Raw genomic sequence first — 26,432 nt, 5'->3', positions numbered from 1 at the left:
ACGCCGTGCCCTTTGGCCTCTTTCGCGTCCTCTGGAACCAGCTTCTTGAGCTCGCCCTTGGCGGCCTCGTGATCGACGAAGGCGGCCCGGGTTCGGCAAAACACCCCTGCGAATTCCGCCCAGGAGTTGGAGGCACTCATGTCGACGATCCTGACCGCTTCGATTCGCGGCTTAGGCGGCTCGACACCAAACAGGTGAGGGGTCTCGCCGGTCTGGACGCAGTGCCAGAATTTTTTCTCCGCCGTGAGCAGCAGGTGCTGGTAGAGCGGATCGGCCGGAATGGTCATCTCGACCCATTTGCCGCCTCCGGTGATGATAGATAGCACCGCCGTCCTCGAAGCGGTGACCCACATATTGTGTTGCAGCTGCGCCATGTGCTTCTCGGCTGCCACTTCCTCCGAGAACGACCACGGCAGCATGAACTTGGCCTCGAACACCGCGCCGGTCGCCTCGACCCTGCCGTCCAGGGTGGCGGCCATCCACCTCTTGATCGGATGAAACACTTGCCGCTGCACCTGGGTGATGAATTGGCCGGTATTGCGTTCGTACCAGCGCCGGTTGAGGTCCTCGGTCGTGGTGCCGAGTTGAACGATCAGGTTATTTGAAAAATCCTCGGGCTCGAGCTCGCCGCGCTTTTCCCGCCACAGGCGGAGCAGGGCGGCCTCATCGTCGCCCATGATGATCCGGGCGTCGCTGCCACCGATAAAGGAGCGTCTTTGGTCATTTTGCAGCTTCAACATCCAAGTTCTCCCTAAAAATAATATTATAAACGATAATATTTATCGTTTACAGAGTCAATAATTTTCATTGGATTTGTAAAAAAACATCGAGTCGCGGATGATCAGGGAATGATTACATCCGCCCAATGCAGAGCAGCCCGAGGCCTACTTAGCTGGAGCCAACAGAACTTAGCTGATCGCGCCGGCGTCGGCATCATGACCATTCACCAATTCGAAAAGGAGGGGAGCCGGCCGCGTCGAGCTACCCTCGAAGTCGTAAGACGCGCCCTTGAGAATGCTGGCGTCCAGTTCATCGACGAGAACGGGGGCGGCCCCGGCGTTCGTCTACGAAAAGCAAATCGTGCTAAGCCATGACCGCTTATGCGCGAGCGGAGAAGGTTCAGAAGAAGGCCTCTGGCATAAGAGGAGTTCGATGCGTGATCTCGACGTTCTCCTGAACTCACTCGTGAGCACGATCGCAAAACCCTTGTTGCTATTCTGATCACCGAAGCTGCGTAGCGGTTGGTCAACGCTGCTCGACAGCGTACTGGCTCGCAGCGCGCGCCAGGCGGACGCACGAAAGCGAACAGCGCGCTGCGCGTGTCGACCGGATCTTGTCCTTTTTCCAGCACGGCGATCGCACTGGACATTCCGAGCACGACGTTGAACTCTGCGAATCAGTTTATGAAAAGCTACACTCTTAGGGCCCAAGGCTGGATGGTTGGGGACCACCTAGCGCGGAACGCAAAAAAATTTGCAGACCGGGCTACGGTATTGGTGAAGTTGAACCGCGCAATCTCCGCGACCGCAAATACTACGACGCCCTGTCGTAGCTCGCTCGCCTGATTTGCAGAACAAACCCAATTTCTCTCTGCAGAATCAATCCCACGCGTTTTTTGGACCGAGCTTAATGTGGTCGCACCGAATTCGCGGCCTTGCCGATGAAGCCCGCAAGCCCACGTTAGATCGCCAGCCCTGACGGCGGCATACGTTAGAGGGTCGTTAATTTTTGTTGTAAATGTTGCCACTGTGGAGCTTGGCGAATGTCGCCGGCTCCATTTCCCAGAGGGGTACATCGGGAACCTTGTCAGACCATGTTGTCTGCAGCTCGTTTTCTTTGGGAAAAACGGCATGAAGCATAACTCAAAGTCCAGATCCGCATCACGAAAGCAGCCGCCGGAAAATCCGTTCGATCGCATCTTCAAGACGGCTCTCTTGCGCTCGGAATCGAAACGCGGCTTCGAAGTGTTCCGCAACGAGATTTACGTCGAGCTAGGTCCTCAAACCCCAATTCAACACTTGGTCGCGCGGCAGATCGTAAACGCGCTTTGGCAGGTTGAGCGCCACCAGAACTTGGAGTCCGGAATCTTAAACAATGCCAGCTTGCCCGCATTGCAGAACCTTATTGAGCCGACATCCTTTTTTCACGGTATCGACACCAATGGTCTTGCATCGAAATACTTCAGCGATCCGGAGGCAAATCGGGAAATTCAAAAGCGTTTGGCTCAGCTCGGGATGAAAGAAAGTGATGTCGATGCCGAAGCATTCCGAATTCGCGCACCGGACCTGCAGGCAAATGACAGGCTCCGGGCATCCGCGCAAAGTCGCGCAATAAAGTTACTGCGAACCTTCAACGAACTCCGTCCTCGCTCCCAAGTCCCGCACAGTGAGGCAATGGATCATGTGCAGACCGACGGAATGGACAAGAGCCGAAACTGCGACGGGATCTCGGCCGATGAAAAAGAGCAGGACGCGTGACCAGTGCCCGCCAAATTGAGGCGAACAGGTGCAATGCAGCTCGGAGCACTGGGCCGCGCTCGCGCTCGGGTAAGAAACGGTCGAGCACGAATGCGTTCCGGCATGGCTTGTCTGTTGATCTACCTGCAATTCGCGGGGAAGAATTCGAGCTGGTCGTTGGCCTGCTCGCGGATTATCAAGTTGACGAAAGGGCCCGCAAGGACGCTCAAAACCTCGCTCGGGCCACTGTTGAGCTCGAGCGAGTCACGCAATACAAGTTATCACTCATCGAGCGCGTCGCGTTGGTTGGTCGGTTGAATCGTTCCTATTGGCTAAACCAACTGGACTCCATTATTTTCAGCACCCGCGAGATGCGGCAAATCGACCGGGCGTTGAAAGGCGGCAGAATGCCGCGTCTGCGCCGGATCAAGCCGCTCCCTTCTCTGCCGCCCGACGAACCGGAGCGTTTGTCCGAGGCGTTTCGTCGAGCCGTACCAGAGCTTTTAGCAGTCGAACGCTATGAAAGAACATCTGTGGCCCGGTTTATTCGGGCCTTGCACGCGATGGTTCGCTGGGAGCGTCTATGACAAATCCGATTGCAGCGCTTGTCGTGTGGGAAATTGGCCGTTGAATGTCCGCCAGCCTTGGCGTACATCCGCGGGCCGCAGGCCGCCCAGCCTCTTCCAGGTGGGGCTGAAGGCGAAAGCAAAGTGAAAAGTTGGAAATGGCCCAGCAAGCAGAAAATTCAAATCTGGGTTAGCCGCGATCGGCCTGGCGATCATTCTGAAGCTGCGGAATAGCCAATGGCCAGCGAGCGACAGGTCACCGCCAACCGTATAAATGCCCGCAAGAGCACCGGACCAAAAACTCGTGCCGGCCGGCAGCGCATACGGACCAACGCTTATCGCCACGGCCGCTGTATTCAATCGCGAATCGCGGGCGGAGATTGAAATACTCGCTCGCCAACTGGCCGGGGAAACCACGAATCCAATCATCCTTCAACATGCTCGGGATGCCGCGCATGCTGTTTTCGTTTTGGCGAGAATAAAGGTTTTGCGGATTGCTTGGGTCCAGCGCACCTATGAGCTCGGAACCGTGGAGTTTCCACCTGCATCCGTCATCCGGAAAAGTTTCTTCGCTTTCCTTGATGGAAAAGCCGGGCTGACACCATTTCCGTTCCAGACCATGCCGTCAGAAGGGCCTGAACGCCTCTCCGAGGCCATACGTAGGGCTCTGTCCCAACTTACCAAGCTTGACCGCTACGAAGCGCGAGCCGTTGCTCGACGCAACCGCGCTTTTCGCGCGCTCGTTAGCTTGCAGGGTAACAAACGAAATTAGGAGGTACCAATCGGCAGAACAGAATGAACGGGCCAGGATCCTCACCATATCAAAACATTTTTCGCTTCACCAAATTATGGCAGAGCTTTCGGTCCTTTAAGTACCAAGCTGCCACCTCCTCCCGAACGCCTTGCGGAGCCATCCGCAGGGCGGTGCTCGAAACAGCGAAATTTGGAAGGTACGAGGCGAGTTATCGCGCGCCGTGATCAGGCAATAGGCGCCATCGCTTGTCAAACGGTCAAGAGATCATGAGCATGAATTTGGCAGAACGAACCCAAAGTTTCGCAGTCAAGGGACGATGGGGCTGAAACCATCGCCGGCACCGTGCCCGAGCTTACGGATCTGCACCAACAATGGCGGCTGCGCTATACGCAGGCGGACGGCCGCCCCGGCCAACGCTGCGTTCTTCTGCCACGGCAAAGAAATAGCGGAGACGCCGAAGGTCATTTTTGCCATACCAAAATCGTATGGCTTGGTTGTGCGATGGTATTGGACCTGAAGTCAATGCGGGTGTCATCTTAGCGTCAACTCGATCCTGGGATTTTAGCGCGATGAGCGACGAACTTTGCCTGCTGCCCGCCACCGAACTCCGCGCGCGAATTGCCCGCAAGGACGCCTCACCGGTTGAGATCATGCGTGCCGTGCTTGCGCGCGCCGAGCGAATGCAGCCCGGGTTGAACTGCTTCATCACGCTCTGCGGCGATGAGGCGATGGCCGAGGCAAGCAAGGCCGAGCGTGCGGTCATGGCCGGGGAGCCGCTTGGTCTTCTTCACGGCATTCCGTTCACCGTGAAGGATCTGGTCAATACCCGGGGGGTGCGAACGACTTTCGGAGCGGTCCCCTACAAGGATAACGTTCCTGACCATGATGCGGTTGCCGTGGCGCGAATGCGGGCAGCGGGTGCCATCCTCGTAGGCAAGACCACGACGCCGGAGTTCGGCACCAAGTGCCTCACGGATTCGCCGTTGTTCGGCCGCACGCGCAATGCCTGGAGCGGCGCGCGCTCGAGCGGCGGCTCAAGTGGGGGAGCGGCGGTTGCCGTTGCCAGCGGCATCGCGCCTCTGGCGATCGCGACGGATGGCGGCGGCTCGACGCGGATTCCGGCGGCCTGCAACGGCGTTGTCGGGCTGAAGCAAAGCAACGGCGTCATTCCCCACAGCCAGGTGCAGGACGCGTTCGGCAACCAGACCTATGTCACCCCGATGACGCGCACCGTCGCGGACACCGCCCTGATGATGCAGGCAATGTCGGGAGAGGACGCTTCCGATCCGTGGTCGATGGGATTCCCGCAATGGAATTTTGTCGAGGGATCGGCTCCAAACGGCGATTTGCGCGGGCGCAAGGTTGCATTCTGCCTTGCGCCTTCAGGCCGGCCGGTTGCGGCCGATGTCGCAGCCGCATTCAAGGCGGCGCTTGTCAGGCTGGAAGCCCTTGGGGCCGAGGTCGAGGAGATGTCCGCCGACGGATTTGAGGTGGAGCCGATCTGGCGGGCCATCAATCACACCGCTTGGCGCGCACGATTCGAGAAGCTCGCGGCCGATCATGGCGATGTGCTGAGCGAGACCTTCATGAAGCAACTGGCGCTGGCCACGAAGGTAAGCGGTGTTGACTATCAGCAGGCGATGTTTGACCGTACGGCTCTGTTCCGGCGGATTCAGAGTTTGTTGCAGAGGGTCGATATTCTCGCGATGCCAACCATCACCCGCACCGCGCTTCCGATCGATCAGGACCTGTTCGGCACGATAGAGATCGACGGGCGGGTGTTGAGCGACGTCCGGCCAAGCTGGTTTCCCTGGACAATGCCGTTCAACATGACCGGCCATCCGGCGGTCAGTCTGCCCTGTGGCTTTGATGCGGACGGCCTGCCGATCGGCATTCAACTCGTCGGCAAGTTCCGTGGAGACATCGAACTGCTGCGCGTCAGCGCGTTGTTCGAGGGCTCGCAAGATCTTCTTGGCCGGTGGCCGGGGCTGGACGGCTAAACGAAAATGCGGCCGCCATCACACCTGATCACCGGCAAGGGACTGGCCGCCAACGAGGGAATCGAGACTTGAGCGTCTTCCTTTTCCGCCGCTTTCTGACGCTGCTGGCGACGCTGGTTGGCGCGTCGCTCATCATCTTTTTCGTTCTGGATGCCTTGCCCGGCAACGCCGCGCAGATGCTGATGGGAGCGGATGCCTCGCCTGACGCCGTCCGGGCGCTGACGGTCAAGCTCGGGCTGGATCAGCCGCTGTACTATCGGTACTTGCATTGGATCAAGGGGATGCTGACCGGCGATCTGGGCAACAGCTATGCCTATGGCACCCCTGTCGCCGGCCTGATTGCGGAGCGCCTCACGCTAACCATTCCGTTGGCGGTCTTGTCCATGTCCATGACGGTCGTGCTGGCCCTTTCTGCCGGAATCTATACGGCGGCAAATCACAACAAGCTCGGCGATGTGGGCGTGATGTCGCTGACGCAGTTCGGCATCGCGCTTCCCAATTTCTGGTTCGCGATCCTGCTGATCCTGCTGTTCTCGGTGAAGCTGCAATGGCTTTCGGCCGGCGGATTTGCCGGCTGGGACGAAGGCATCATTGCCGGGATCAAGTCGCTGCTGCTGCCCGCGATCTCGCTATCGGTGGTGCAGGCGGCGATCCTCGCAAGGGTCACGCGTTCGGCGGTGCTTGAGGTGCTGCGTGAGGATTTCGTGCGCACCGCACGCGCCAAGGGTTTGAGCAAGCGCGCCGTCTTGTGGCAGCACGTGCTGCGCAATGCGATGATCCCGGTGATGACGATCATGGGCCTTCAGTTCGCCAACCTGCTGGCGGGGACGATCGTGATCGAGAACGTGTTCTATCTGCCGGGTCTCGGCCGGCTGATCTTCCAGTCGATCGCCAATCGCGACCTGATCGTGGTGCGCAACTGCGTGATGCTGCTGGCTGCTGTGGTCGTCATCGTCAACTTTGTGGTTGATGTGCTCTATGCCTTCATCGATCCGCGCATCAAGGTACACAGCCTATGAGCACCCCGCTGAGCGCCTCGGTCGAAGTTGGGGCCACCACCGCGCGTCCGCGGCTTGCGAGCGGCTTCTGGCGGCGCGCGCTGCGCCACCGCAGCTTTGTCACGGGCGGCACGCTCACCCTGATGGTTCTCTGTGCTGCTTTGCTGTCGCTGGTTTGGACGCCGTGGTCGGCCTATGAAATCGACGTGGCCTCCAAGCTGCGACCACCGTCGGCCGCGCATTGGCTCGGCACCGACGTGCTCGGCCGCGATATCGTCTCGCTGCTGCTGGTAGGCGCCCGTTCCACCATCATGGTTGGCATCATCGCCGTCGGGATCGGTCTCACTTTCGGGGTCTGTCTTGGACTGATCGCCGCCGCGCGCAAGAGCTGGACCGAAGAAATCATCATGCGGATGAGCGACTTCACCTTCGCGTTTCCTGCGGTGCTCTCGGCCATCATGCTGGCGGCGGTGTTCGGCCCGGGCATGGTGACCTCGATCGTCGCCATCGGCATCTTCCAGATTCCGACCCTCGTCCGGTTGACCCGCGGATCGGCCAATGCGATCTGGGCGCGGGAGTTCGTGCTGGCCGCGCGCGCCTGCGGCAAAGGCGGCTTTCGCATCACGATCGAGCACGTACTGCCCAACGTGCTGCCGATCCTGATCGTGCAGGCGACGATCCAGTTCGCACTCGCAATCCTGGCCGAAGCGGCGCTGTCCTATCTCGGGCTCGGCACGCAGCCGCCGCAACCGTCCTGGGGCCGCATGCTGAACGATGCGCAGACGCTGCTGTTCCAGTCGCCGATGCTGGCAGTCTATCCGGGCGCTGCGATCGCCATCGCTGTGCTCGGCCTTAATCTGTTCGGAGACGGGTTGCGCGATCTGCTCGATCCCCGGCTGGCGCGGGAGCGTTGAACATGACCGGGTCCGCCAACGCGCCTTTGATCGAAGTCAGCAACCTCGGCGTGCGGCTCAACACCAGCCGCGGCCCCGCGCAGGCCGTTCGCGGCGTCAGTTTCTCGCTGAGGCGCGGCGAGACCCTGGGTCTCGTCGGCGAATCCGGATGCGGCAAATCCGTCACCGCGCTGGCGCTGATGGGCCTCTTGCCTGACAGCGCCGTCATCAGTGGCAGCATCCGCCTCGACGGCAGCGAATTGGTGGGCCTGCCGGATGCGAATTACTGCAAGCTGCGCGGTAATCGCATCAGCATGATCTTCCAGGAGCCGATGACCGCGCTCAATCCGATGCACACGATTGGCCGTCAGGTGGCCGAACCATTGCGGCGCCACACCAATTGTTCGGCGGCAGAGGCGCGCAAGCAGGCCATCGCCTTGCTGGATCGTGTCGGGTTGCCCGATGCGGCGAAACGCGTCGATGCCTATCCGCACCAGTTCTCCGGAGGGCAGCGGCAGCGCGTTACCATTGCCATGGCACTGGCCTGCCAGCCCGACGTGCTGGTCGCCGATGAGCCGACCACGGCCCTCGACGTCACCATCCAGGGACAGATTCTCGACCTGATCGCGGACATCGTTGCCGAACGCGGCATGTCGATGATTCTGATCTCGCACGATCTCGGCGTCATTGCCGAGAATGTGCAGCGTATGATGGTGATGTATGGCGGCACCGTCGTCGAAAGCGGCGCGACGGATGCGGTGTTCACGCGCATGGGACATCCCTATACGCAGGGTCTGTTTCGCGCTCGCCCGCGCCTTGGTGCGCGCAAGGGCACAAGGCTGAAGACCATCGCCGGCACCGTGCCCGAGCTTGCCGATCTGCCTTCCGGTTGCACTTTCGCCGACCGCTGCGCAATCGTCGAGGATCGTTGCCGCGTGGCGCCGCCGGCCGCGGTGGACGTCGGCGCCGGCCACGGCGTGCGCTGTCTCAGGACGGATGTTTCGATGGCCGAAGCGGTTGGAGTTTTGGGTGCATGACCATGCTGGACCAGGTGTCATCGTCCGCCGAACTGCCGCTGCTCGATGTGAAGGACCTGGCGCAGCGCTACACCTTGCCGCGCGAAAGCGTGTTCAAGCCGGCCGGACAAGTGCATGCGCTCAACGGCGTCACCGCAAAGGTGACGGCGGGCCGAAGCCTCGGTGTGGTCGGCGAGTCCGGATCGGGCAAGTCGACCTTCGCGAGGCTGGTGATGGCGCTGGAGCGGCCGTCGTCGGGTTCGGTATCGCTCATGGGCCGCGACCTGAACCGGCTGCCGGCCGACGAGCTACGCCGCGCCCGGCGTGATTTTCAGATGGTGTTTCAGGATCCGTACGGCTCGCTGGACCCGCGACAGACCATTGCACGCATCGTCGCGGAGCCCTTGACCGCGCTCGGACGCATGGATCGCGGCACGCTGCGTCAGCGCGTTGCCGACGTGCTGCGGCAGGTCGGACTGCGCGAGGCCGACATGGACAAGTTCCCGCACGAATTCTCCGGTGGCCAGCGTCAGCGCATCGCGATCGCACGCGCGCTGATCACCCAGCCAAAACTGATCGTCGCCGACGAGCCGGTCAGCGCACTCGACGTCTCCGTGCAGGCGCAGGTGCTCAATCTCCTGCAAGACCTGCAGGATCAGTTCGGGTTGAGCTACGTCCTGATCAGCCACGATCTGGCGGTGGTGGATTATCTCTGCGACGAGATCGCGGTGATGTATCTCGGGCGGATCGTTGAGCAGGGTAGCCCTGAGGATCTGTTCGCGCATTGCGCCCATCCCTACACGCGGGCGTTGCTCGAGGCGGTGCCGCGCGCCCGGGCCGGCGGTGTGCGCCGGCGCCGCGGTGCGCAGGTGATCGCCTCGCATTCGGTGGGCGCAACGGGATGTCCCTACGCGTCACGCTGTGCGCTCGCCGACCAGCACTGTCGCGAGGTCGCGCCTGCGCTGCGCAAGGTGGGCCCGGCGCAATCAGCCGCGTGCCACCGCGCCGAGACGGTGATGGCATTGCCTCCGGTAGCGTCGGAGGAGGGTTAGCCTTTTATGCGCGACTGGCTTAATCTGGTCGCGCGATATGTCAGGGGAGCAAGCGATGTTGAGGAAGTTAGCCATTTTTGCAGTTGTGGCCGCGTTCGCCGCCGCGCCGCTGCCGAGCCTGGCGCAGGGCAAGAAGGACAGCGTCGTCATGGGCATGACGCTGGAGCCGCCGGGGCTCGATCCCACCAACGCAGCCGCTGCGGCGATTGCCGAGGTCACGCTCTATAACCTCTATGAGACGTTGACCAAGATCAACGAGGACGGTTCGGTATCGCCCTTGCTGGCCGAGAGCTGGAAGGCGTCGGAAGACCTGAAAACCTATACGTTCAAGCTCCGCAAGGGCGTCAAATTCCACAACGGCGAGCCGTTCGATTCCGCAGCGGTAAAGTTTTCCTACGATCGCAACGCGGCGCCGACCAGCACCAACAAGGACAAGAGCCTGTACCAGGCGTTTGAGTCGGTCACCGCGCCCGACGCGGAGACGATCGTGGTCGTACTGAAATATTCCGAACCGAACCTACCGTTCCTGATCGGTCAGGCGGGCGGCTCGATCGTCGAGCCGAAGAGCGCGCCGACCAATGCGACGCAGCCGGTCGGCACCGGACCCTATACGCTCGGCGCCTGGGCCAAGGGATCGTCGATCACCCTGAACAAATGGCCGGATTATCGCAACGCCGCCGCGATCAAGCTTTCCAAGGTGACCATCCGCTTCATCGGCGATCCCGCCGCGCAGGTCGCGGCGCTGCTGTCGGGCGACATCGACGTGTTTCCGCGCGGCGCGGTGGCGCGCAGCGTGGCGCAGTTCAAGGGTGATCCGCGCTTCAATGTCCTGATTGGCGGCTCCAGAGCCAAGACCATCGTCGGCATCAACGAACGGAAGAAACCGCTCGACGATGTACGGGTCCGCCGCGCCATTCTCGCGGCCATCGATCGCAAGGCGATGATTGACGGCGCCGTCGATGGCTTTGGCACGCCGATCGGCAGCTTTTATACGCCGGGATCGCTCGGCTATGTCGACACGACAGGCATTAATCCATACGACCCGGAAAAGGCCAAGAAGCTGCTGGCAGAAGCGGGCGTTAAAACCCCGCTGGAGCTCAGCCTCAAGCTGCCGCCGCCATCATATGCGCGTAACGGCGGGGAAATCCTCGCCGCCCAGCTCGCCAAGGTCGGCATAACAGCCAAAATCGAGAACGTCGAATGGGCGCAGTGGCTGTCACAGGTGTTTGCCGGCAACGGCCCGCACAATTTCGATCTCACCATCGTCTCGCATGTCGAGCCGTTCGATCTCGTGAAGATAACCGAGCCTGACTACTATCTCGGCTATAACAACGAGGCCTTCAACGCGCTGTACCAGCAGATCAAGGCGACACCGGCCGAGGCCGAACGCGCCAAATTGCTCGGCGACGCGCAGCGCATGCTGGCGACCGATGCGGTTGCCGGCTTCCTGTTCCAGCCGCAATGGATCACCATTGCGAGCAAGAAGCTGAAGGGTGTGTGGAAGGAAGTCCCGCAATTCGAGAACGACTTCTCCGCCTGGTCCTGGGAATAGCCGCCTCGCGAGGGGCGGTTAGCGGACCTGTCGGAAGCTGTTGCGGCGACCATTGCGGCTGATCGCGTGAGATCATGGGGCGGCCGCTGAAATCGCGTGCGGACGTCCGCCTCTCACCTCGATCGCGGCAACGCCGATGATCGCGCCGACGCGGCGGGCGAGCCTTTCGACGGCCTGGCGGTCACGGACGTCAATGGAAGCCTGGATCTTGTATTCGCCGGCTTCCTGACGAGCATCGACGGCCGCCAAATGAAGGTCGGCCACGCGCACCTGGTCGAGAAGGCGGCCGAGCGCGGCATGTAGATCGCTTGCGTGCAGCTCCAGAATGAACACGGCGTCCCCATTCAAATTTGGAGAAGTTGTATCCGTATTTCGTGAGAAGAGGCTTCCTTTTGCCTGGCAAATTGGCAAACAAGCGGTATAAATATCCTCGGAAACTAACAAATACCCAGAATAGAGTTCTCGGTTATGAAGGCGACGCGGCGGAAGGACTCTCTGCGCCTTGACGAGACCGACCGGCGCATCCTGCGGGCGATGCAAGCCGATGCACGGCTCACGACGGCGGAGCTGGCCGACAAGGTCGGGCTGTCCACGACGCCATGCTGGAACAGACTCAAGCGGCTGGAGAAGCAGGGTTACATCGACGGTTACGTCGCGCTCCTCAATCAGGAGAAGCTCGGTCTGCCGGAAACAGTGATCATCGAAATCACGCTCGACCGTCACGATGAGGAGGTGCTGGAGCGGTTCGGAGAATTGCTCGCTGGCTTGCCCGAAGTGATCGAGGCCTATCTCACCACCGGAGATTATGACTATCTGGTCAAGGTCGCCGTCGAGAGTACGGCCGGCTACGAACGCTTCCTGCGAGAAAAGCTCTATCGCATTCCGGGTATCCGCCACAGCCGATCGTCATTCGCGCTGCGGTGCCTCAAGAAGCTGACCTCGATTCAGGTCTGATCCTCAGGTGTGCGGCTTGCGATCGCCTTCGCCCCAGACATGCCGCGAACGTTCGAGGTGGCGGCGCATCACCGCGACAGCGGCGGCCTCATCCTGCTTTGACAGCGCGTCGAGCAACTGGAAATGCTCGCTGGCCGACTGCGCGATATGCTCCCGGGTCGATCCATTCTTGAAGCCGTGAAGCCGAACGCGATCACGTAGCGTCTCGACCAGGTCGGCGAGGGGCTTGTTACCGAGTGTGGCGACGAGGCCAATGTGGAATTGGCGATCGGTCTCCAGGAACTCAATGAGATTGCCGTCATCGGCGGCGCGTTTCGTGGCTTCGGCAAGATCGCGCAGTTGCTCGGTCTGCGCGGGCGTGAGGCGGGCCCGCGCGATCTCGGCGACAACAGGCACTTCCAGCAGCACGCGGATCGCGAAGATATCGTTGAGTTCGCCAGGCGACAGCGAGACCACGCGGAACCCGCGATTTCGCACGGGCTCAAGCAGGCCTTCGCGCGCGAGATCGAGCAGAGCTTCGCGTACGGGCGTCGCCGAGACGCCGAGATCGATCGCGAGACGCGGGACGGAATAGAGCTGATCGGGTTGCATCTGTCCCGTGATGATCAGTCCGCGGATCACCTGCCTCGCTTGCTCCCGCAGGCTGGGCCCGGACACCAGGTTCGATGCACCGATTTGTCGAAGATCCATGGCTGTCACTACCCGAAACGCGCGGATGAGTAAATGTAACGTGTGACATATTACAGTTGACCACCATCATGTGCTATGTGATATATTACTGTAAAACAGCACAGATAGGGAGGTTTGCCGTGGTGGAACGCATTTTGATGATCGTGTCCGACACTGTCCGCTGGGATATGCTCGGCTACAATGGGGGCCACGTCCGAACTCCCAATCTCGATCGGCTCGCCGCGCGCTCGATGGTCTTCGATCGCTATTATGCGTCGAGCTTCCCGACAGTGCCTGCGCGCTACGACTATCTCACCGGCAAGCCTGCCTTTGCCGGCGTCGGCTGGGGTGCGCTGCCGCGCGCGGATCGCTCGATTGCAACCTCGTTGACCGAAGCGGGTTACACGACGCTCGGCGTGGTGGACACGCCGTTCTACCAGGTCAACGGCTATTCATATGATCGCGGCTTCAACTTCTTCTACGACATGAAATCCCAGCTCCTGGGAACGCCGCATTACAGCTCCTACACCGCGCCCAACAAGACCAAGCGCCAGGGCGAAGGCAAGCTCCCGCAATGGCCGATCACCGGCAAGGTGAAGCCCGATCCCCGCACCGGCGAAATGGATTGCCCGGCACCGATCACCATGGTGCAGGCAGCCAAGTGCCTGGAGGAAATCTACCAGGATAAGTTCTTTGCGCTGGTCGACACCTGGGATCCGCATGAGCCATGGGACCCGCCGGCCTATTACGTCAGACACTATCTTCCCGACTATGCCGGCGAGCGCGTGCACCCGCCCTATGGCGACTGCAAGAAGCACGGCATGACGGATCGCGACATCGCGGTGGCGCGCGCGCTCTATAGCGGCGAGCTCGAACTGGTCGATCGCTGGATCGGGCATCTGCTCGACCAACTCGTCTATCTCGGCATCGAGGACTCCACCGCCATTATCTTCGTCTCGGACCACGGCTTCCTGCTGGGAGAACACGGGCTGATGGGCAAGATGGTCCGCAGGGCGCCCGGCGAAGCGACATGGATGCGTTCGCCGCTCTACGAGGAGATCGCCAAGGTGCCGCTGTTGATCCACGTGCCGGGCGCAAAGCCGGGACGAACCAGCAAGCTGACCTGCGCGCTCGATCTGGCTCCCACGATCTGCGACATGGTCGGCCTGCCGCGCCAGGCGGAGATGCAGGGGCTCCGCTGCTTCCCGCCGTCCGCGGTCAGCCCTTCGAAGGGCGTGATCACGTGCTGACGGCTCTGCCGCTCGCCAATCCCGGCGAGACCGTCGAAGTGGTCGACGACCTGATGCGGACGGTGGTCGAATGGCAACCTGTCACCATCACCACGAAAGACTGGTCGCTGCTTTACGCCACTCCGAGCGAGCCGGTCGAACTCTATGATCTGCGCTCCGATCAGAAGCAAACGACCAACGTGGCGCCAAAGCACTCTGCCGTCATCCGTGCCTTGCTGGAGATGTACGCAGAGGACCTGCGCCGCGCTGGAGTCGCCAGCAAGTACAGCGATCCGCGTCTCGCCGCCTTGCTTGAACGCGCATGACGGTTCGCGACATCACTCGGAGGGGCTCGACGCCCAAGCTGCCGAGGCGGCATCGTCGAGATCGCTGAGGTGCCGCGGAAGACGTCGCTGAAAGCGTCCATCAAACAGCGCAAAGAATGGGACAGCGAATTGCTGTCCCATCCTCTTTCGTCCGCATCAAGCGAACCATCAACCTGCAAGAATACGGTGATGATGACGGCCATACCCTCGGCTGGCTAATCAGTCGACCCTCACCATCAGGGTGCGGCCGTTGACGTAGCCGATGGCATAGGTGTGGCCGTTCATCGTTCTATAGTGAAACTTGCGGTGACCGCCGACGACGGCATTGGGTTCGTTGTCGCCGAGTTGGCTGTGGGTGTTGTTGGGCCGGGTGGTCATGACTTCTCCATCTGGTCGAGAGGACGCGGCTATCGCTTCTCTCGGGTCGATTTTGAAGAATAGAGAACCACGCTTTGCCGCGCTGTTCCGTACGGAACAGCTCAAAGCAGCGAAATTCGAGTACTATATTTTTATCTAACATATTGAAAATGAAGAATTATATTGGAGAAATATAGTGCTGGCAGGTTGGCAATTACGAGCTTCGCGGCTATTTCGCTTCGCTGCGCCCGCATGCAGGTGGCAGAGCTTCAGAGTTGGAGAGGTCGTCGCTGCAATTTGTCGCAGCGATGGATCAAGGCAGCATCTAAATGCGCGACGCGGGCCTTGGAATATGATCCGTGACCACGTGTCATCCATTTGGTTTACAATTGGCCGTCGCGTTGACCGGCAGCTGAGTTCTGCCCGCATCCCGGAGACGTTTGCTTCCGGTTGCCTGCACTTGGTAGCTCCGCTAGCATCAATTTCCCTAATACAGCGGGTTGTACGATGCGCTTCATGATTCCGGGATCGCGGCGCTATTGCGGGCATCCGCTCGATCGACGAGAGGCCTTGGGCTTCGTCGGCACGCTGCTTGCGTCAGCAGCCCTCAGTTCGCCAGTACGCGCCGCCGATCCTGCCGGCCGCGTTGAAGAGATCAAGGGCGAAGCGTTTGTCGATACGAGCAGCCAGCAGCGGCCTTTGCAGAAAGCATCCTCACTTTTTGTCGGTGATCGCGTCGGGACGGGGCCATCCTCCCGGCTGACGATGTTGATGGGCGAGGACACGACGATCAAGCTCGGCGAAAAGGCGCAACTGGTCATTGACCAGTTTCTTTCGACGACCGGGGGCGAAATCTCGCTGCAGTCTGGTCCGATGCTTTTTGACCGGCCGAGCGGGAGCCGGCCCGTCGCAATGAAGATCAGGAGTTCCTACGGACTCATTGCCGTCCGCGGCACGAAATTCTTTGCCGGGCCGAGCAACGGCGTTTTTGGCGTGTTTGTCGATCACGGCACGGTCACCGTTTCCGGAGGCGGGAGCGAGGTCGTGCTACAGGCAGGAGAGGGGACAAACCTGGCTACTCCGGGTTCGAAACCCTCCGCGGCCTCCAAGTGGGGCACCGAGCGGATTCGCGGCGCTTTGGACAGCGTTAGTTAGCTTCTGATCAATTTCGCGCGGCATGCCGGAAAACTTCACGACGGAGATCCTGAGGACGCGGAGAGATTTTCCGGTCTGACGTCAATCATTGCAAACCGAGGCCTTTCATTCAGGCGGCAAATGTCCAGCAAAGATACTCTCGTTTCTCTTCTGTCGAAAACCGAACTCTTCAAGGGTCTGGCTGTCGAGGATATCGAGGCCTGCATTCCGTCCTTTCGCGAGGCCAAATTCAAAAAGGGACAGGCGCTGTTTACCCGCGGCGAGCGCGCGACAGGCCTTTACCTCGTCGCGGAAGGGCGTGTGCGACTGGCGATCGCCACCGAGGATGGTCGCGAATTGAGCTTTCGGCATGCGACAGCGGGCGAATTGCTCGGTGAAATTGCGGCGCTTGATGGCGGCACAAGGAGCGCCGATGCCACCGCCCTTACGGCGGTGACGACCTACCGGCTCGACAAGGAGGATTTTCGCAAGCTTTGGACCGCGCGGCCGGTGCTGTCCGAGCGGCTGATTTCGTTTCTCTGCAGCCGGCTGCGGGACACCAGCGGACAACTTGAATCGATCGCGCTGCATCCGATGCATGTCCGGCTGGCGCGCTTCTTCCTGGTCGCGATTGGCGACCGCAAGCCCGTGCCGGGAAAGCGGCTGCCGCTCGATCTCGGCATGTCACAGGGCGAACTCGCCCTGCTGCTCGGCGCCAGTCGTCCCAAGATCAACGAGGCACTGGGCAAGCTGGAGGAAGTCGGCGCCATTGGCCGCACGCTGGACCGAATCTTCTGCGATCCGCTCAAGCTCGCCGAAGTTGACGGGTCTCATGCTTAGCCAGCTGGGCAAGACTCATTCAGGCCTGATTGCCGGACTTCTAGCGCTCGCGCTGTTCCTCGCCGCCATATTGTTGATGCCGAGGGAATGGCGGAACGTATCTCGTGAACGGGCATTCGACGTGGTGCTTGCGGCTGACCGGCAGATCCGCCGATCGAAGCCGCATGAGACGGCTAGCGGCGTTCCGGTCGTCGTTGTCGACATCGACCGGCGTACGCTCGACGATTTGGGGCCGTGGCCGTGGCCGCGGGAGACGATGGCGCGCCTCGTCGAGGCGGTGGCCAGCGGCAAGCCGGCCGTCGTTGGAATCGATGTCCTCTTTACGCAGGTGGATACCCGCTCGCCAGCCGCGTTGGCACGACAGCTCGGCTCTCTCACCGGCAATCAGGACATCAGCGCGCTCGCCGGCGGTCTTCTCGACGGTGACAAGCATCTCGCCGCGGCGATGAAGAGCGTTCCGGTGGCGCTCGGATTCGTTCTCGATGCCGACAAGGCCGACGCCGTTCCAGGGGTACCGGTTCTCGCACGCCGCCCGGTCGTGCTGGATGGTCTCTGGCGCATGACCGGCGGCCTCGGGCCGGTGTCGCCGCTGGTCGACGCGGCGAAAGGGCTTGGCGCGCTTTCGTTGCCCGGAGACCCAGATGGCAGGATCAGGCGCGTGCCGCTCCTCGTCGGCGCCGGCGAAGCGATGCGGCCGGGCCTGGCGCTGGAAGCGATCCGGCTGTTTGAGCGCTCTCCGGCCTATTCCGTCGATGCCAATCCGCAGCGGATCATCGTCGGCGATCTCCAGGTGCCGCTGCCCGCCGACGGCCTGTTGCGATTGGCCGGCGCCGATATCCGCAAACGGGAGGCACGCACGATCTCGGCTGCTGACGTCGTCAACAATAACGCCATGCAACGCACGCGGCTTGCCGGAGCTATCGTACTAATCGGCGGGTCGGCGCCAGAGCTTGGCGGATTGCGCGAAACGGCAACTGATCCGCTTGTCCCGTCGGTCGAGATTCAGGCCGATGCCATCCAGCAGATTTACGCTGGCCGGGCGCCACAAGCGGTCCCGCTGGGCTTTGCTTTGACCCTGATGATGGGATTGATAGCCGTGGTCGCGGCGTCCGCTTTGTCGCCGGTGTTGGGTGCCTTTGTCGGCCTGACCGCTTTGGCGGCTCTCTGGTCGGGGGCGATCCTCGCGTCTCTGGTCGGGGATCGGCTGATCGATCCCATGATGCCGTCAATTGGAGGCCTGTTCGTCTTCATGACATCCTCCGTCAGCTCTTACGCGCTGGTGGCCCGTCGTGAAGCACGCATCCGGAGCCGCTTCGAGCAGCACCTGGCGCCTGCGGTTGTGAAGCGGATCGCCGAAAATCCGGGCCTCCTCAAGTTGAGCGGTGAGAAGCGCGAGATCACCGCGCTGTGGACCGACATCGAGGACTTTACCGCGATGACGCATCGCGCGGGACCCGAACAGCTTGTCGCCGTGCTGGACGAATATATTGAAGGGATGGCGGCCATCGTGATGAAGCATGGCGGGATGGTCGACAAGATCGTCGGCGACTCCGTCCACGCGTTCTTCAACGCGCCGCTCGATCTCAAGGATCATCCGCAGCGCTCGCTCGACTGCGCCGAGGAGATCCGGATATGGGCGAAGGAATTCCAGTCACGGAACGAACCGTCTCACATCGGCTTTGGCCGCACGCGTATCGGTATCGAAACCGGTGAAGCCATTGTCGGCGATATCGGGATCAGGTCAAAGCTCGACTACACGGCCCACGGCGATTCCATCAATTCGGCGGCGCGCCTGGAGGCGCTCAACAAGCGCTATGGATCGACCATCTGCGTCGGCCCATTCGCGGCCGCGCGCTGCACGACGACCCTGTTCAGGCCGCTCGGTGTCGCGTCACTGCGCGGCCTTGATGTGCCCGTCGAGGTTTTTGAACCCTGGCCGCCGGAGGCCTCGGCGGATTGGCGCGAACGATACATTGCGGCGTATCGGTTGATCGAAGGCGATAAGACTGGCGCGGCGCAATTGTTTGAGGACCTGGCCGCGGAGTGTCCCGGCGACCCCGTTCCGCGCCTGCTGGCCGCGGAGTTGCGGGCCGTGCTGTCGGCGTAGACCGGCGGCGCTCACAGCCTGGTCGGCGCACCACTTCCTAGAATGGCGGCAATCGCGGAATTGCCCTCCGCTTCGAGCGCTGTGATGCGCTCCCGCGCCCAGAGATAGGCTGAGTCGAAAATCTCGGTGTGGCGTTCGAATTCGGTTACGCCGACTCCGGCCGGAATCGGTGGCCGCATGACGTGATCGAGCGGTGCGGCCGGGATCGTATCATAGCGCTGATGGGCGACGAGACTCCGCCACAGCACGTTGATCGCGTTGGGCGCCGCCGGAAGCAGCTTCTTGCGGAACGGCACCAGCATCGCGGCAGCCAGTTCCAGCCGGCCGGGCAACGCCGCGTAGTCGACATCAAACCTCTCGACCTCGGGTTCGCCGAAATGCACGACCAGATTGGGGCCGCTCTTGAGTTGATGCATCGGATCCAGTGGGACGTTATCGATCAGGCATCCGTCGACCAGCATCGCACCATCCCTGGTGTAGAACGGCGGCAACAGCCCGGGTATCGCGCTCGATGCGCGCACCGCCTGCCAGAGCAACCCTGACTGGATCAGTTCAAGGCAGTGCGTCGAAAGGTTGGTTGCGACCGCCGCGAAAGGCCGCCAGCAATCCTCGATCTTGCACTCCGCCCCGTATTGTTCGGCGAGCGCGCGATCGAACGCCTTGTGATCCAGCAGCGCGTATCGTGGCCAGGTCGGGCGGCGGAAGCTGCGGCTCTTCACAAAGATCTCGTGGGCGCCGCGTTCGAGACGATCAGCCTCGAAGTTTTTGGCGAAGCCGGCGGCCATGGCGGAGCCGACGCTGGTTCCCACAAAGATGTCGAACATCACGCCGCGTTCGCGAAACGCCTTGTAGATGCCGGCATGCGCGGATCCGAAGCTTCCGCCCCCAGCGGCCACGAATCCAATCGCACGCCCGGACAGAAAGCGGATCAGGCTGTCGATGTCGTGCTGATCCTCGAGAGCGACGTGGTGGTGCATGAAGCAGGGTAGGCGCGCGAGCCACGCCGTGGTGCCGCTGACTTCGCCGCTGCGCCGGTCATGGATGCGCACGATCCGGCGGGCCGACACCGGATGCACCTGGCAGGCGAAGGTTTCGATGTCGGTCAGGCCTTCCGCGGGCGCATCTCCGCGACATGCCAGCACCACCATGTCCGCCTGCCGGATCGCCTTCCGCGTCCAGGCCGGGACCTCACCGCTGCCGAGATAGATCACGAGCGGCGAAACCTGTTCGAGCTTGTTGAGCCAGTCGGTGACTTCGGTGGCATCCAGTGCCAGGCCGGGAAACATCGAGCTGACGCGGGCCGGATCGACGATCTGGGCGTTGGTCCCGACGAGGGTCTCGCGCATACGTCGATAAAAGTCGGCTGGAATCGGCTCAAAGCCACCATCGATCAGCGCCACCGTGCGCGCCATCGGCGAGGTGCGCGTCGTTGGAATCTGCTCCGTTCGCTTTGCAAACCGAAGCGCGAGCGCTGCAAGCAGCGCCTCGGCAATCGCCGGCGAATTCTCCGCGAGGCTTTGGTAGGCGGCGCGCGTCAGCACGAGCACGCTGGTGTCGCGGATGGCGATCACATTGGCAGTACGGGCAAGGTTGGCGAAGAACCCGATCTCACCGACCAGTTCTCCGGCGCGCAGCTCGGCAATCGGGAGGGAGTCGCCAGTTCGGCGTACCGCGAGGGCGCCGTGCAACACGATATAGAGTGAGTCGGCAGGGTCCCCCTGCGCCACCAGCACTTCGCCGCGGACGAGGTCTTGCCGGACCATGGCATCAAAGGTCTTGAATCGCTGCTCCGGCGTGAGCGCCTTGAACAACGCGAGGTCCTCCGACAGCCTCCCCCACGCAAATACCGGACCTGGCTTACTCATCGGCGCCTTCCACTGCGAGGCTGTGATGCTATCGCCAGCAGGGCTCGACGGCGAGCGATATCAGGTTCGGCGTTGCTTATTGCGCTATTTCGTAACGGTCGACGCCTGACTGTGGCCGGACAGGCGGGTAGAGGATGTTCGTTGCTGCGCAGCAAAACGCGATGCGGCACTGCAACGACCGTCCAGAACAAAAGAGACCGCCTGTCGAGGCGGTCTCTTCCGGTCTGTCAACGCCTTCAGCCTTTAGAAGGGGAAGATGTTGCGGATGAGGTTACGGAGCCAGCCGAGGCCGTCGCCACCACCGGTGCCGTTGCCGCCGCCGCCGCCGGTGCCGCCACCGGTGCCGCTGCCGTGTCCGCCGGCAGGTTTGCCGCCGCTAACGATGGAAAGCTCTTTGTCATTGAGAAGTTCGTCGTTCATGGTCGTCTCCTGTTCTGTAGCGAAGGGATGATCCGCTTCGTCTATGGTCAGGAGATTAAGACCCGTGCGCGGCCTCGCGCAGTGACTGGCATCACGCTGCGAAACGACGTTTGCGCCGGGTGATTCATATCACTAAAGCAATTGGCGCTTGGCAAAGGAAGCAAACATTCCCGGCGTGTTGCTGAGCTCGTCATAGCTTCCGGTCTGCACCACCTTGCCATCGACCAGTACGATGATGCGATCCGCCTGGCGGACCGTGGAGAGCCGGTGCGCAATGACGATCCGCGTCACATTGAGGTTGCCGAGCGAGTTGCTGACGATCGCCTGCGACTGGTTGTCGAGCGCACTGGTCGCCTCGTCAAACAGCAGGACGCGCGGCCGGCGCGCGACGGCGCGGGCGATCATGATGCGCTGCCGCTGCCCGCCGGACAGCGTATTGACGCCTTCGGCGACCACGGTGTTCATGCCCATCGGCATCGCCTTGATGTCGTCCTCCAGGCCGGCGAGCCGCGCCGCCTCCCAGGCCTGGTCGAGCGGCAGCTGGACGCCACCGCAGATATTGTCGTAGAGGCTGCCGGTTGCCAGCTTGCCGTTCTGCAGCACGACGCCGAGCTGACGGCGCACCGCGCTGATGTCGAGCGTGTCGATGGCCTTTCCGTCGAGGAATACCGTGCCGGACTCCGGCTTCTCGAACCCCAGCAGCAGCCGGAACAGCGAGGACTTGCCGCTGCCTGACGGACCGACGATGGCGACGTATTCGCCTTGCGCGATTCGGAGCGAGACATTCTCGAGCACCGGCGGGCCACCTTGCGTATAGCGGAAGGTCACGCGCGACAGCTCGATCGTTCCGGACAGTTCGCCGGGGGATTTCCGTTCGTCCGACAGTTCGGCTGCCCCCGAAATCAGGGGCCGAAGGCGGGTGATGCGGGGGATCGCGATCAGGGATTCGCTGATGCCCGATGCCCAGGCGCCGATCGAGGCCATCGACTGCCCGAACGCGGAAAAGAAGGCCAGGAAGCCGCCGACGTCCAGTAGCAACTTGCTGTTCAGATATGTCGCCGCCGCGAAGATGATGAGGGTGGCGATCAGCGGATACGCCGTCTCGAAAACGCCGAGGGCATTGGAGGCCTTCTGCGACGAAATGAAATTGCGCTTCTGCCCGGCGAATTGCTTCGACCATACGGCGAGCGCGCGCGCGGTCGCGTCGGCGACGCGCAGCTTTCCGATGCCGGAGATCAGTTGCAGCACGAAGCCGTCGATCTTGCCCTGCTGGGTAAAATACTTGTTTTCGTAATAGAGGCGCAACGCGCTGGTGGCGACGATCAGCAGCGCCCGGATCAGCGTCAGCAATAGCGCGATCAATCCCAGCTTGACATCGTAGTAGAGCATCAGGGCGATGCTGAACCAGGCGAACACGCCCATCAGCATGCTGCGCAGCGCACGCCCGGTGAAGACCCGGCGCGCCGCGTCGATGCCCATCGAGCGGTCGACGAAATCGCCGACGGTGTATTCACGAAACAGCGATGTCGGCAGCCTGAGTACCCGATCGATCACCGCGGCCTGCAACCGCCAATCCATCAGGCCTTCGACCTTCAGCATCGCGAGCCCCTCCATGGTCTGGATACTGGCGATGGCGAGGGCCGTGACGGCGAGGGCGAGCGCACAGAACGTGAGCTGATCGAGTTCGCTGCGGGGGATCACCGAATTGATCAGGACGTTGGTGATCAGCGGCGTCACCAGCGACAACAACCCGATCGCGATGATCGAAATCGCGATGCGAAGGAAGCTGCCGGTGGAGTGCCGGAACGAGAAGGTCAGCAAGTCCCGGAACCGAAGCGGGCGGGCCGGAAGCGCCGGATAGAACGATACCGCCTCCGGCGCCAGTTCCATGGCGACCGATCGGTCGACCGGCCGCCGCGTTCCCGTTGTTGTGTCGAGCATCACATACCGGCGGTTTCCGCGGCGAATGAGCGCGACCGGATTTCGCGCCTCGCCGTGCCATGCGACCAGCGGCCCGGCGTCCTCGGTCCACCACTCGCCCCGCAACAGCGTCCGGCGCACGCGCAAGCGTGCCGCGCGGGCGATCTCGACGGCACCGTTAAACCCGGCCTGGGCAAGGACGGAGCGGGGCGGGACGGAGAACGGCATCTTGATCGCTTCGACGACGATCCGGCAGGCGTTGAACAAGGGATCCGCCGAGTCGGTCGCCATCTCGGTGTGGGTGGAGCGCTGTACGACGACGTCGGAAAGGCGTTCAAAGGATTCCGCGGTCTGCGTTGTGATCAATTCGGTGCGAAGCACGAGACGCCGTGCCTCCCGCTCGACGTCGCGGGCCAGATATTCCCTGATGCAGCCTGCCACGCTGAGGTGAAATTGGTCGATCGCGCGCCACAATTGGTCGGCGTCCGGCATCGTTTCACTACCGAGCGCGCCGCAGCCCGATTGACCCGCCTCGATCCACATGCCTGACGTCAGCGGCAGCGGCGGGCCTCCTGCGGCAATCGATGGTTCAAGCCCCATTGGCTTCGCCGTCCCGGCTTGCAGAGAGACCCAGACCATGCTGCGCGCCGGGCCGCGGCGCCGTTCACCCGGTGGGATCTCGGCCGCGCCATCGCTCGCGACTTCGAGCATGTCCCAGCTCGGGTTGGGTCCGGCGACCAGCCGCGCAAGCCGCCTGATCCAGGTGGTGACCAGGTCTGGGGACTGAACGTCCATGCGCGGCACAAGCAGGGCTTCGGTGCCGGGGCTTCCGACCGCGAGCACTTGAATTTGCGGATCTGACCGGTTGAAGCCTTCCTGCAGGTCGAGAATGATCTCCCCACTCTCGGCCCGAAACAGGTGATGCCGGGCGCCGTCGGTACTGCCTTCAACAAGCCGGACTGCGAATACATCGACATGCCCCGCGGTGATCTGGAGCGCGTAGCCGCGGTGATCGAGCAGCTTTGGATGCCGTCCATCGAATGCGAGGTGACCCGCCGGATGGGCGGCCCCTTCCTGATTGGCCATCGCCTGGGCCTGCTGGAGAAGAGATTCACTCATTCCTGCGCCACCAGTCTTGCGTACGTGCCCTGAAGGCCCATCAGTTGTTCGTGGGTGCCCCGCTCAACGATCTTGCCCTGCTGCAGCACAATGATCTCGTCGCAGTCCCGGATCGTGCTGAGGCGGTGCGCAATGATGATGCAGGTGCAGCCGCGCCGCCGCAGATTGTCATCGATGATCTTTTCGGTGATCGGATCGAGCGCGCCGGTGGCCTCATCGAGCACCAGGATGGAGGGGTTGGAAACCAGCGCCCGGGCGATCTCGATCCGCTGACGCTGGCCGCCGCTGAAATTGGTGCCGCCCTCGTTGATATAGCAGTCGTAGTTCCCCGTTCGCGTCGCGATGTCTTCGTGGATCACGGCATCCTTCAATGCCTGCGAAAGGTCGGCCTCGGTGATGGTCGAGTCCCACAGCGTGAGGTTTTCGCGTGCCGTCCCCTCGAACAGGAAGATGTCCTGGTCGACATAGGTAATCGAATTCGCAAATACCTGCGGCGGGATCTCCGGCAGATTCCATCCGTCGACGCGAACCTCGCCCGCCCAGGGTTTGTAGAGGCCGCACATCAGCTTTCCGAGGGTCGATTTTCCACTGCCGGAAGCGCCGACAAGGGCCACCCGCGAACCCGGATGGATATCGATCGAGATGTCGTCCAGCAGCGGCGGCTCCAGGATCGAGTAGCCGAATTTGATATTGCTGAGTTCGACCCGGCCGGTCAGTTTTGGCGGAAAGCGCTCCGGCGCGATCGTTGGCTTGTCCGACTTTCCGAGCGGATAATTGTAGACGTCTTCCAGGCGCTCCAGCCCGCCCTTGATGGTCTGCACGTTGCCGAAATAATTGACGAGCTCGGTCACCGGTTCGGAGAAGCTTGCCATCAGGGACTGGAAGGCCACGAGGCCTCCGAGGGTCAGCGATCCCTCGATGACGCGCAGGCCGCCAACACCGAGAATCGCGGCCACGGTCAGTCCCGTGAACAGCGTCGGCAGCATATCAAGATAGATCGAGGAGGCGCCGAGTTCCTGCTCGGCGTTCAAGGCCTTGGCCTGGATGCCGGCCCATTGGCCGAACGCCTCGTCCTCCAGACCGCTGGCCTTGAGGGTTTCGATGCTGCGCACCGCGCTGACGGTGGAGCCGACGAGCTTGCCTTGCTCCAGCGCGAGACTGCGGCTGAGATCCTCGCGACGTCCTCCGATGAACTTCAACGCCAGCACATTCGCCAGCGTCATGCTCACGCCAATGATGGCCAGCGGGAGATCGTAGATGGCCATCGCCGCGGCAAAGAAGATGATCGACGTCAGATTGAGAGCATTCGATGCGACGCCGCTCGAGAGCAGGCGGCCGATCTGCTCGTTCGCGCCCACGCGGTTGGAGATGTCGCCGGCGTGACGCTGCGTGAAGAACTCGACCGGCAGCGCCATGACATGCCAGAGAAAGCGGCTGACCATCACGACCGAAAGCTTGGTCTGCAACCGCAGCAGCAGCGATTGGCGCACCAGCGTCAGCAGCGCGCGGATGATCGCGGTCAAGGCCATGCCGATCAAGAGCGGAATGAACCAGCTGCTGGTGCGCTGGATCAGGATGTTGTCGATGAATATCTTCGAAAAGCCGGCTGCGACGATGGCGGGCACCACCAGCGCGAGGCTTACGAGCACCAGCAGGCCGACCGGGGTCTTCGAGGAGCGCAATTCGCGCAGCAGCAATCGCAAGCCTTGCGGCTTGCTGCCCGACCGCTGGAATTCAGCCGTCGGCTCCATGGTGAGCGCAACGCCGGTGAAGGCGAGATCGAGCTCGGCCATGTCGGTACGCCGGCGTCCGGTCGCGGGATCATTGATGTAAACGTCGTTGCCGTCGATCCCTTCGAGCACCACGAAATGATTGAAATTCCAATGGATGATGCACGGCATCGGCAGTTCGTGCAGCGTCGCCGGCTCCTTGCGAAAACCCTTGGCATCGAAGCCAAAGGTGCGCGCCGCCCGGACGATGTTGCTTGCCTTGCTGCCGTCGCGCGAGACGCCGCACGAAACGCGAAGCTGCTCCAGAGGAATCCACGCGCCATGGTGGGCGAGCACCATCGCCAGCGCCGCCGCGCCGCACTCGACGGCTTCCATCTGAAGAATGGTCGGCGTCTTCTTGACGTTCCTGCGCCAAAACAGCCTTCGGAACCGGTGCCAGAGGGAAGGCGGCCGGAACTGGGGCGGAAGCGGTTGC

24 protein-coding genes are annotated in these 26,432 nt (G+C 62.0%); 14 read left to right on the top strand and 10 right to left on the bottom strand.

What is annotated here, in order from left to right; translation table 11 throughout:
* Positions 1 to 740 (bottom strand): YqaJ viral recombinase family protein (locus JQ575_RS19510; protein ID WP_212034831.1); only part of this gene is annotated, 740 nt, incomplete at its 3' end.
* Between the two features lie 1,110 nt (positions 741 to 1,850).
* Between JQ575_RS19510 and JQ575_RS19505 the strand changes: the two genes are divergently transcribed.
* Positions 1,851 to 2,477 (top strand): hypothetical protein, encoded by a 627-nt coding sequence (locus JQ575_RS19505; RefSeq protein WP_212034830.1) that lies wholly within the window; start codon positions 1,851 to 1,853, stop codon positions 2,475 to 2,477.
* Positions 2,474 to 3,043 carry a hypothetical protein gene (locus tag JQ575_RS19500; protein WP_212034829.1) on the top strand — a complete coding sequence of 190 codons (570 nt, stop codon included), beginning with the start codon at positions 2,474 to 2,476 and terminating at the stop codon, positions 3,041 to 3,043. The genes JQ575_RS19505 and JQ575_RS19500 overlap by 4 nt, the downstream gene beginning before the upstream one ends.
* Here the strand turns inward: JQ575_RS19500 and JQ575_RS19495 are convergent.
* Positions 3,038 to 3,382, bottom strand: a complete 345-nt coding sequence (locus JQ575_RS19495) for a hypothetical protein (protein ID WP_212034828.1) — start codon at positions 3,380 to 3,382, stop codon at positions 3,038 to 3,040. The two genes, JQ575_RS19500 and JQ575_RS19495, sit on opposite strands and share 6 nt — an antisense overlap.
* A 700-nt stretch (positions 3,383 to 4,082) precedes the next feature.
* Positions 4,083 to 4,250 (bottom strand): hypothetical protein, encoded by a 168-nt coding sequence (locus JQ575_RS19490; protein ID WP_212034827.1) that lies wholly within the window; start codon positions 4,248 to 4,250, stop codon positions 4,083 to 4,085.
* Positions 4,251 to 4,345: 95 nt separating this feature from the next.
* Here JQ575_RS19490 and JQ575_RS19485 point away from each other — a divergent pair, with 95 nt between their 5' ends.
* The 6 genes from JQ575_RS19485 (at position 4,346) to JQ575_RS19460 (ending at position 11,287) form a co-directional block, all read left to right on the top strand.
* Positions 4,346 to 5,776, top strand: coding sequence for an amidase (locus JQ575_RS19485; RefSeq protein ID WP_212034826.1), 1,431 nt, complete (start codon positions 4,346 to 4,348; stop codon positions 5,774 to 5,776).
* Between the two features lie 68 nt (positions 5,777 to 5,844).
* Positions 5,845 to 6,795, top strand: coding sequence for an ABC transporter permease (locus JQ575_RS19480; protein ID WP_212034825.1), 951 nt, complete (start codon positions 5,845 to 5,847; stop codon positions 6,793 to 6,795).
* Positions 6,792 to 7,688, top strand: a complete 897-nt coding sequence (locus JQ575_RS19475; protein ID WP_212034824.1) for an ABC transporter permease — start codon at positions 6,792 to 6,794, stop codon at positions 7,686 to 7,688. Before JQ575_RS19480 ends, JQ575_RS19475 begins: the two co-directional genes overlap by 4 nt.
* Before the next feature lie 2 nt (positions 7,689 to 7,690).
* Complete coding sequence (locus JQ575_RS19470) at positions 7,691 to 8,704, top strand: ABC transporter ATP-binding protein (RefSeq protein ID WP_212034823.1); 1,014 nt, start codon at positions 7,691 to 7,693, stop codon at positions 8,702 to 8,704.
* Positions 8,701 to 9,735: an ABC transporter ATP-binding protein gene (locus JQ575_RS19465; RefSeq protein WP_409364802.1), complete on the top strand. Its 1,035-nt coding sequence runs from the start codon at positions 8,701 to 8,703 to the stop codon at positions 9,733 to 9,735. The genes JQ575_RS19470 and JQ575_RS19465 overlap by 4 nt, the downstream gene beginning before the upstream one ends.
* 55 nt (positions 9,736 to 9,790) lie before the next feature.
* Entirely contained in the window at positions 9,791 to 11,287 is a 1,497-nt protein-coding gene (locus tag JQ575_RS19460; protein ID WP_212034822.1) for an ABC transporter substrate-binding protein, read from the top strand.
* 72 nt (positions 11,288 to 11,359) lie between these two features.
* Here the strand turns inward: JQ575_RS19460 and JQ575_RS19455 are convergent, their stop codons facing one another.
* On the bottom strand, positions 11,360 to 11,620 hold the full coding sequence (locus tag JQ575_RS19455; protein ID WP_212034821.1) for a hypothetical protein: 261 nt from the start codon (positions 11,618 to 11,620) through the stop codon (positions 11,360 to 11,362).
* Positions 11,621 to 11,755: 135 nt separating this feature from the next.
* Between JQ575_RS19455 and JQ575_RS19450 the strand changes: the two genes are divergently transcribed.
* Positions 11,756 to 12,241, top strand: coding sequence for an Lrp/AsnC family transcriptional regulator (locus tag JQ575_RS19450; RefSeq protein WP_212034820.1), 486 nt, complete (start codon positions 11,756 to 11,758; stop codon positions 12,239 to 12,241).
* 3 nt (positions 12,242 to 12,244) lie between these two features.
* On the opposite strand, the gene JQ575_RS19445 is transcribed toward JQ575_RS19450, so the two are convergent.
* Entirely contained in the window at positions 12,245 to 12,931 is a 687-nt protein-coding gene (locus JQ575_RS19445) for a GntR family transcriptional regulator (RefSeq protein WP_212034819.1), read from the bottom strand.
* A gap of 119 nt (positions 12,932 to 13,050) precedes the next feature.
* Here JQ575_RS19445 and JQ575_RS19440 point away from each other — a divergent pair, with 119 nt between their 5' ends.
* Both JQ575_RS19440 and JQ575_RS19435 read left to right on the top strand, forming a co-directional pair.
* Positions 13,051 to 14,160, top strand: coding sequence for a sulfatase (locus JQ575_RS19440; RefSeq protein ID WP_212034818.1), 1,110 nt, complete (start codon positions 13,051 to 13,053; stop codon positions 14,158 to 14,160).
* On the top strand, positions 14,154 to 14,465 hold the full coding sequence (locus JQ575_RS19435) for a hypothetical protein (RefSeq protein ID WP_212034817.1): 312 nt from the start codon (positions 14,154 to 14,156) through the stop codon (positions 14,463 to 14,465). Before JQ575_RS19440 ends, JQ575_RS19435 begins: the two co-directional genes overlap by 7 nt.
* A 219-nt stretch (positions 14,466 to 14,684) precedes the next feature.
* Here JQ575_RS19435 and JQ575_RS19430 read toward each other — a convergent pair whose 3' ends face one another.
* A complete protein-coding gene (locus tag JQ575_RS19430) occupies positions 14,685 to 14,843 on the bottom strand; it encodes a hypothetical protein (protein ID WP_212034816.1) in 159 nt (52 codons plus the stop codon).
* A 486-nt stretch (positions 14,844 to 15,329) separates the two neighbouring features.
* Between JQ575_RS19430 and JQ575_RS19425 the strand changes: the two genes are divergently transcribed.
* The 3 genes from JQ575_RS19425 (at position 15,330) to JQ575_RS19415 (ending at position 18,903) form a co-directional block, all read left to right on the top strand.
* Positions 15,330 to 15,977 carry a FecR domain-containing protein gene (locus JQ575_RS19425; protein ID WP_212034815.1) on the top strand — a complete coding sequence of 216 codons (648 nt, stop codon included), beginning with the start codon at positions 15,330 to 15,332 and terminating at the stop codon, positions 15,975 to 15,977.
* A gap of 120 nt (positions 15,978 to 16,097) precedes the next feature.
* Positions 16,098 to 16,796, top strand: coding sequence for a Crp/Fnr family transcriptional regulator (locus JQ575_RS19420; RefSeq protein ID WP_212034814.1), 699 nt, complete (start codon positions 16,098 to 16,100; stop codon positions 16,794 to 16,796).
* Positions 16,789 to 18,903 carry a CHASE2 domain-containing protein gene (locus JQ575_RS19415; RefSeq protein WP_212034813.1) on the top strand — a complete coding sequence of 705 codons (2,115 nt, stop codon included), beginning with the start codon at positions 16,789 to 16,791 and terminating at the stop codon, positions 18,901 to 18,903. Before JQ575_RS19420 ends, JQ575_RS19415 begins: the two co-directional genes overlap by 8 nt.
* 11 nt (positions 18,904 to 18,914) lie before the next feature.
* Here JQ575_RS19415 and JQ575_RS19410 read toward each other — a convergent pair whose 3' ends face one another.
* From JQ575_RS19410 to JQ575_RS19395, 4 genes are all read right to left on the bottom strand, one after another.
* Entirely contained in the window at positions 18,915 to 20,768 is a 1,854-nt protein-coding gene (locus JQ575_RS19410) for a patatin-like phospholipase family protein (RefSeq protein WP_212034812.1), read from the bottom strand.
* A gap of 243 nt (positions 20,769 to 21,011) precedes the next feature.
* Complete coding sequence (locus tag JQ575_RS19405) at positions 21,012 to 21,188, bottom strand: hypothetical protein (protein WP_212034811.1); 177 nt, start codon at positions 21,186 to 21,188, stop codon at positions 21,012 to 21,014.
* A 132-nt stretch (positions 21,189 to 21,320) separates the two neighbouring features.
* On the bottom strand, positions 21,321 to 24,227 hold the full coding sequence (locus JQ575_RS19400; protein ID WP_249166749.1) for an NHLP bacteriocin export ABC transporter permease/ATPase subunit: 2,907 nt from the start codon (positions 24,225 to 24,227) through the stop codon (positions 21,321 to 21,323).
* Positions 24,224 to 26,377, bottom strand: a complete 2,154-nt coding sequence (locus JQ575_RS19395; protein WP_409364805.1) for an NHLP family bacteriocin export ABC transporter peptidase/permease/ATPase subunit — start codon at positions 26,375 to 26,377, stop codon at positions 24,224 to 24,226. Before JQ575_RS19395 ends, JQ575_RS19400 begins: the two co-directional genes overlap by 4 nt.
* Positions 26,378 to 26,432: the final 55 nt, after the last annotated feature.

Origin of the sequence: Bradyrhizobium sp. JYMT SZCCT0428, from assembly GCF_018131075.1 — a bacterium.
In the GTDB taxonomy this organism is placed as follows: domain Bacteria; phylum Pseudomonadota; class Alphaproteobacteria; order Rhizobiales; family Xanthobacteraceae; genus Bradyrhizobium.
Note: the sequence above shows the minus strand (reverse complement) of the source record. Positions and strands in the feature narration are given on the sequence as shown.

Bases quoted from the DNA above. Each gene is read 5' to 3' on its own strand.
- JQ575_RS19485 (WP_212034826.1), top strand. From the start codon at position 4,346: ATGAGCGACGAACTTTGCCTGCTGCCCGCCACCGAACTCCGCGCGCGA.
- JQ575_RS19410 (WP_212034812.1), bottom strand. From the start codon at position 20,768: ATGAGTAAGCCAGGTCCGGTATTTGCGTGGGGGAGGCTGTCGGAGGAC.
- JQ575_RS19430 (WP_212034816.1), bottom strand. From the start codon at position 14,843: ATGACCACCCGGCCCAACAACACCCACAGCCAACTCGGCGACAACGAA.
- JQ575_RS19470 (WP_212034823.1), top strand. From the start codon at position 7,691: ATGACCGGGTCCGCCAACGCGCCTTTGATCGAAGTCAGCAACCTCGGC.
- JQ575_RS19405 (WP_212034811.1), bottom strand. From the start codon at position 21,188: ATGAACGACGAACTTCTCAATGACAAAGAGCTTTCCATCGTTAGCGGC.
- JQ575_RS19420 (WP_212034814.1), top strand. From the start codon at position 16,098: ATGTCCAGCAAAGATACTCTCGTTTCTCTTCTGTCGAAAACCGAACTC.
- JQ575_RS19400 (WP_249166749.1), bottom strand. From the start codon at position 24,227: ATGAGTGAATCTCTTCTCCAGCAGGCCCAGGCGATGGCCAATCAGGAA.
- JQ575_RS19415 (WP_212034813.1), top strand. From the start codon at position 16,789: ATGCTTAGCCAGCTGGGCAAGACTCATTCAGGCCTGATTGCCGGACTT.
- JQ575_RS19445 (WP_212034819.1), bottom strand. From the start codon at position 12,931: ATGGATCTTCGACAAATCGGTGCATCGAACCTGGTGTCCGGGCCCAGC.
- JQ575_RS19450 (WP_212034820.1), top strand. From the start codon at position 11,756: ATGAAGGCGACGCGGCGGAAGGACTCTCTGCGCCTTGACGAGACCGAC.
- JQ575_RS19465 (WP_409364802.1), top strand. From the start codon at position 8,701: ATGACCATGCTGGACCAGGTGTCATCGTCCGCCGAACTGCCGCTGCTC.
- JQ575_RS19460 (WP_212034822.1), top strand. From the start codon at position 9,791: ATGTTGAGGAAGTTAGCCATTTTTGCAGTTGTGGCCGCGTTCGCCGCC.
- JQ575_RS19505 (WP_212034830.1), top strand. From the start codon at position 1,851: ATGAAGCATAACTCAAAGTCCAGATCCGCATCACGAAAGCAGCCGCCG.
- JQ575_RS19425 (WP_212034815.1), top strand. From the start codon at position 15,330: ATGCGCTTCATGATTCCGGGATCGCGGCGCTATTGCGGGCATCCGCTC.
- JQ575_RS19475 (WP_212034824.1), top strand. From the start codon at position 6,792: ATGAGCACCCCGCTGAGCGCCTCGGTCGAAGTTGGGGCCACCACCGCG.
- JQ575_RS19490 (WP_212034827.1), bottom strand. From the start codon at position 4,250: ATGGCAAAAATGACCTTCGGCGTCTCCGCTATTTCTTTGCCGTGGCAG.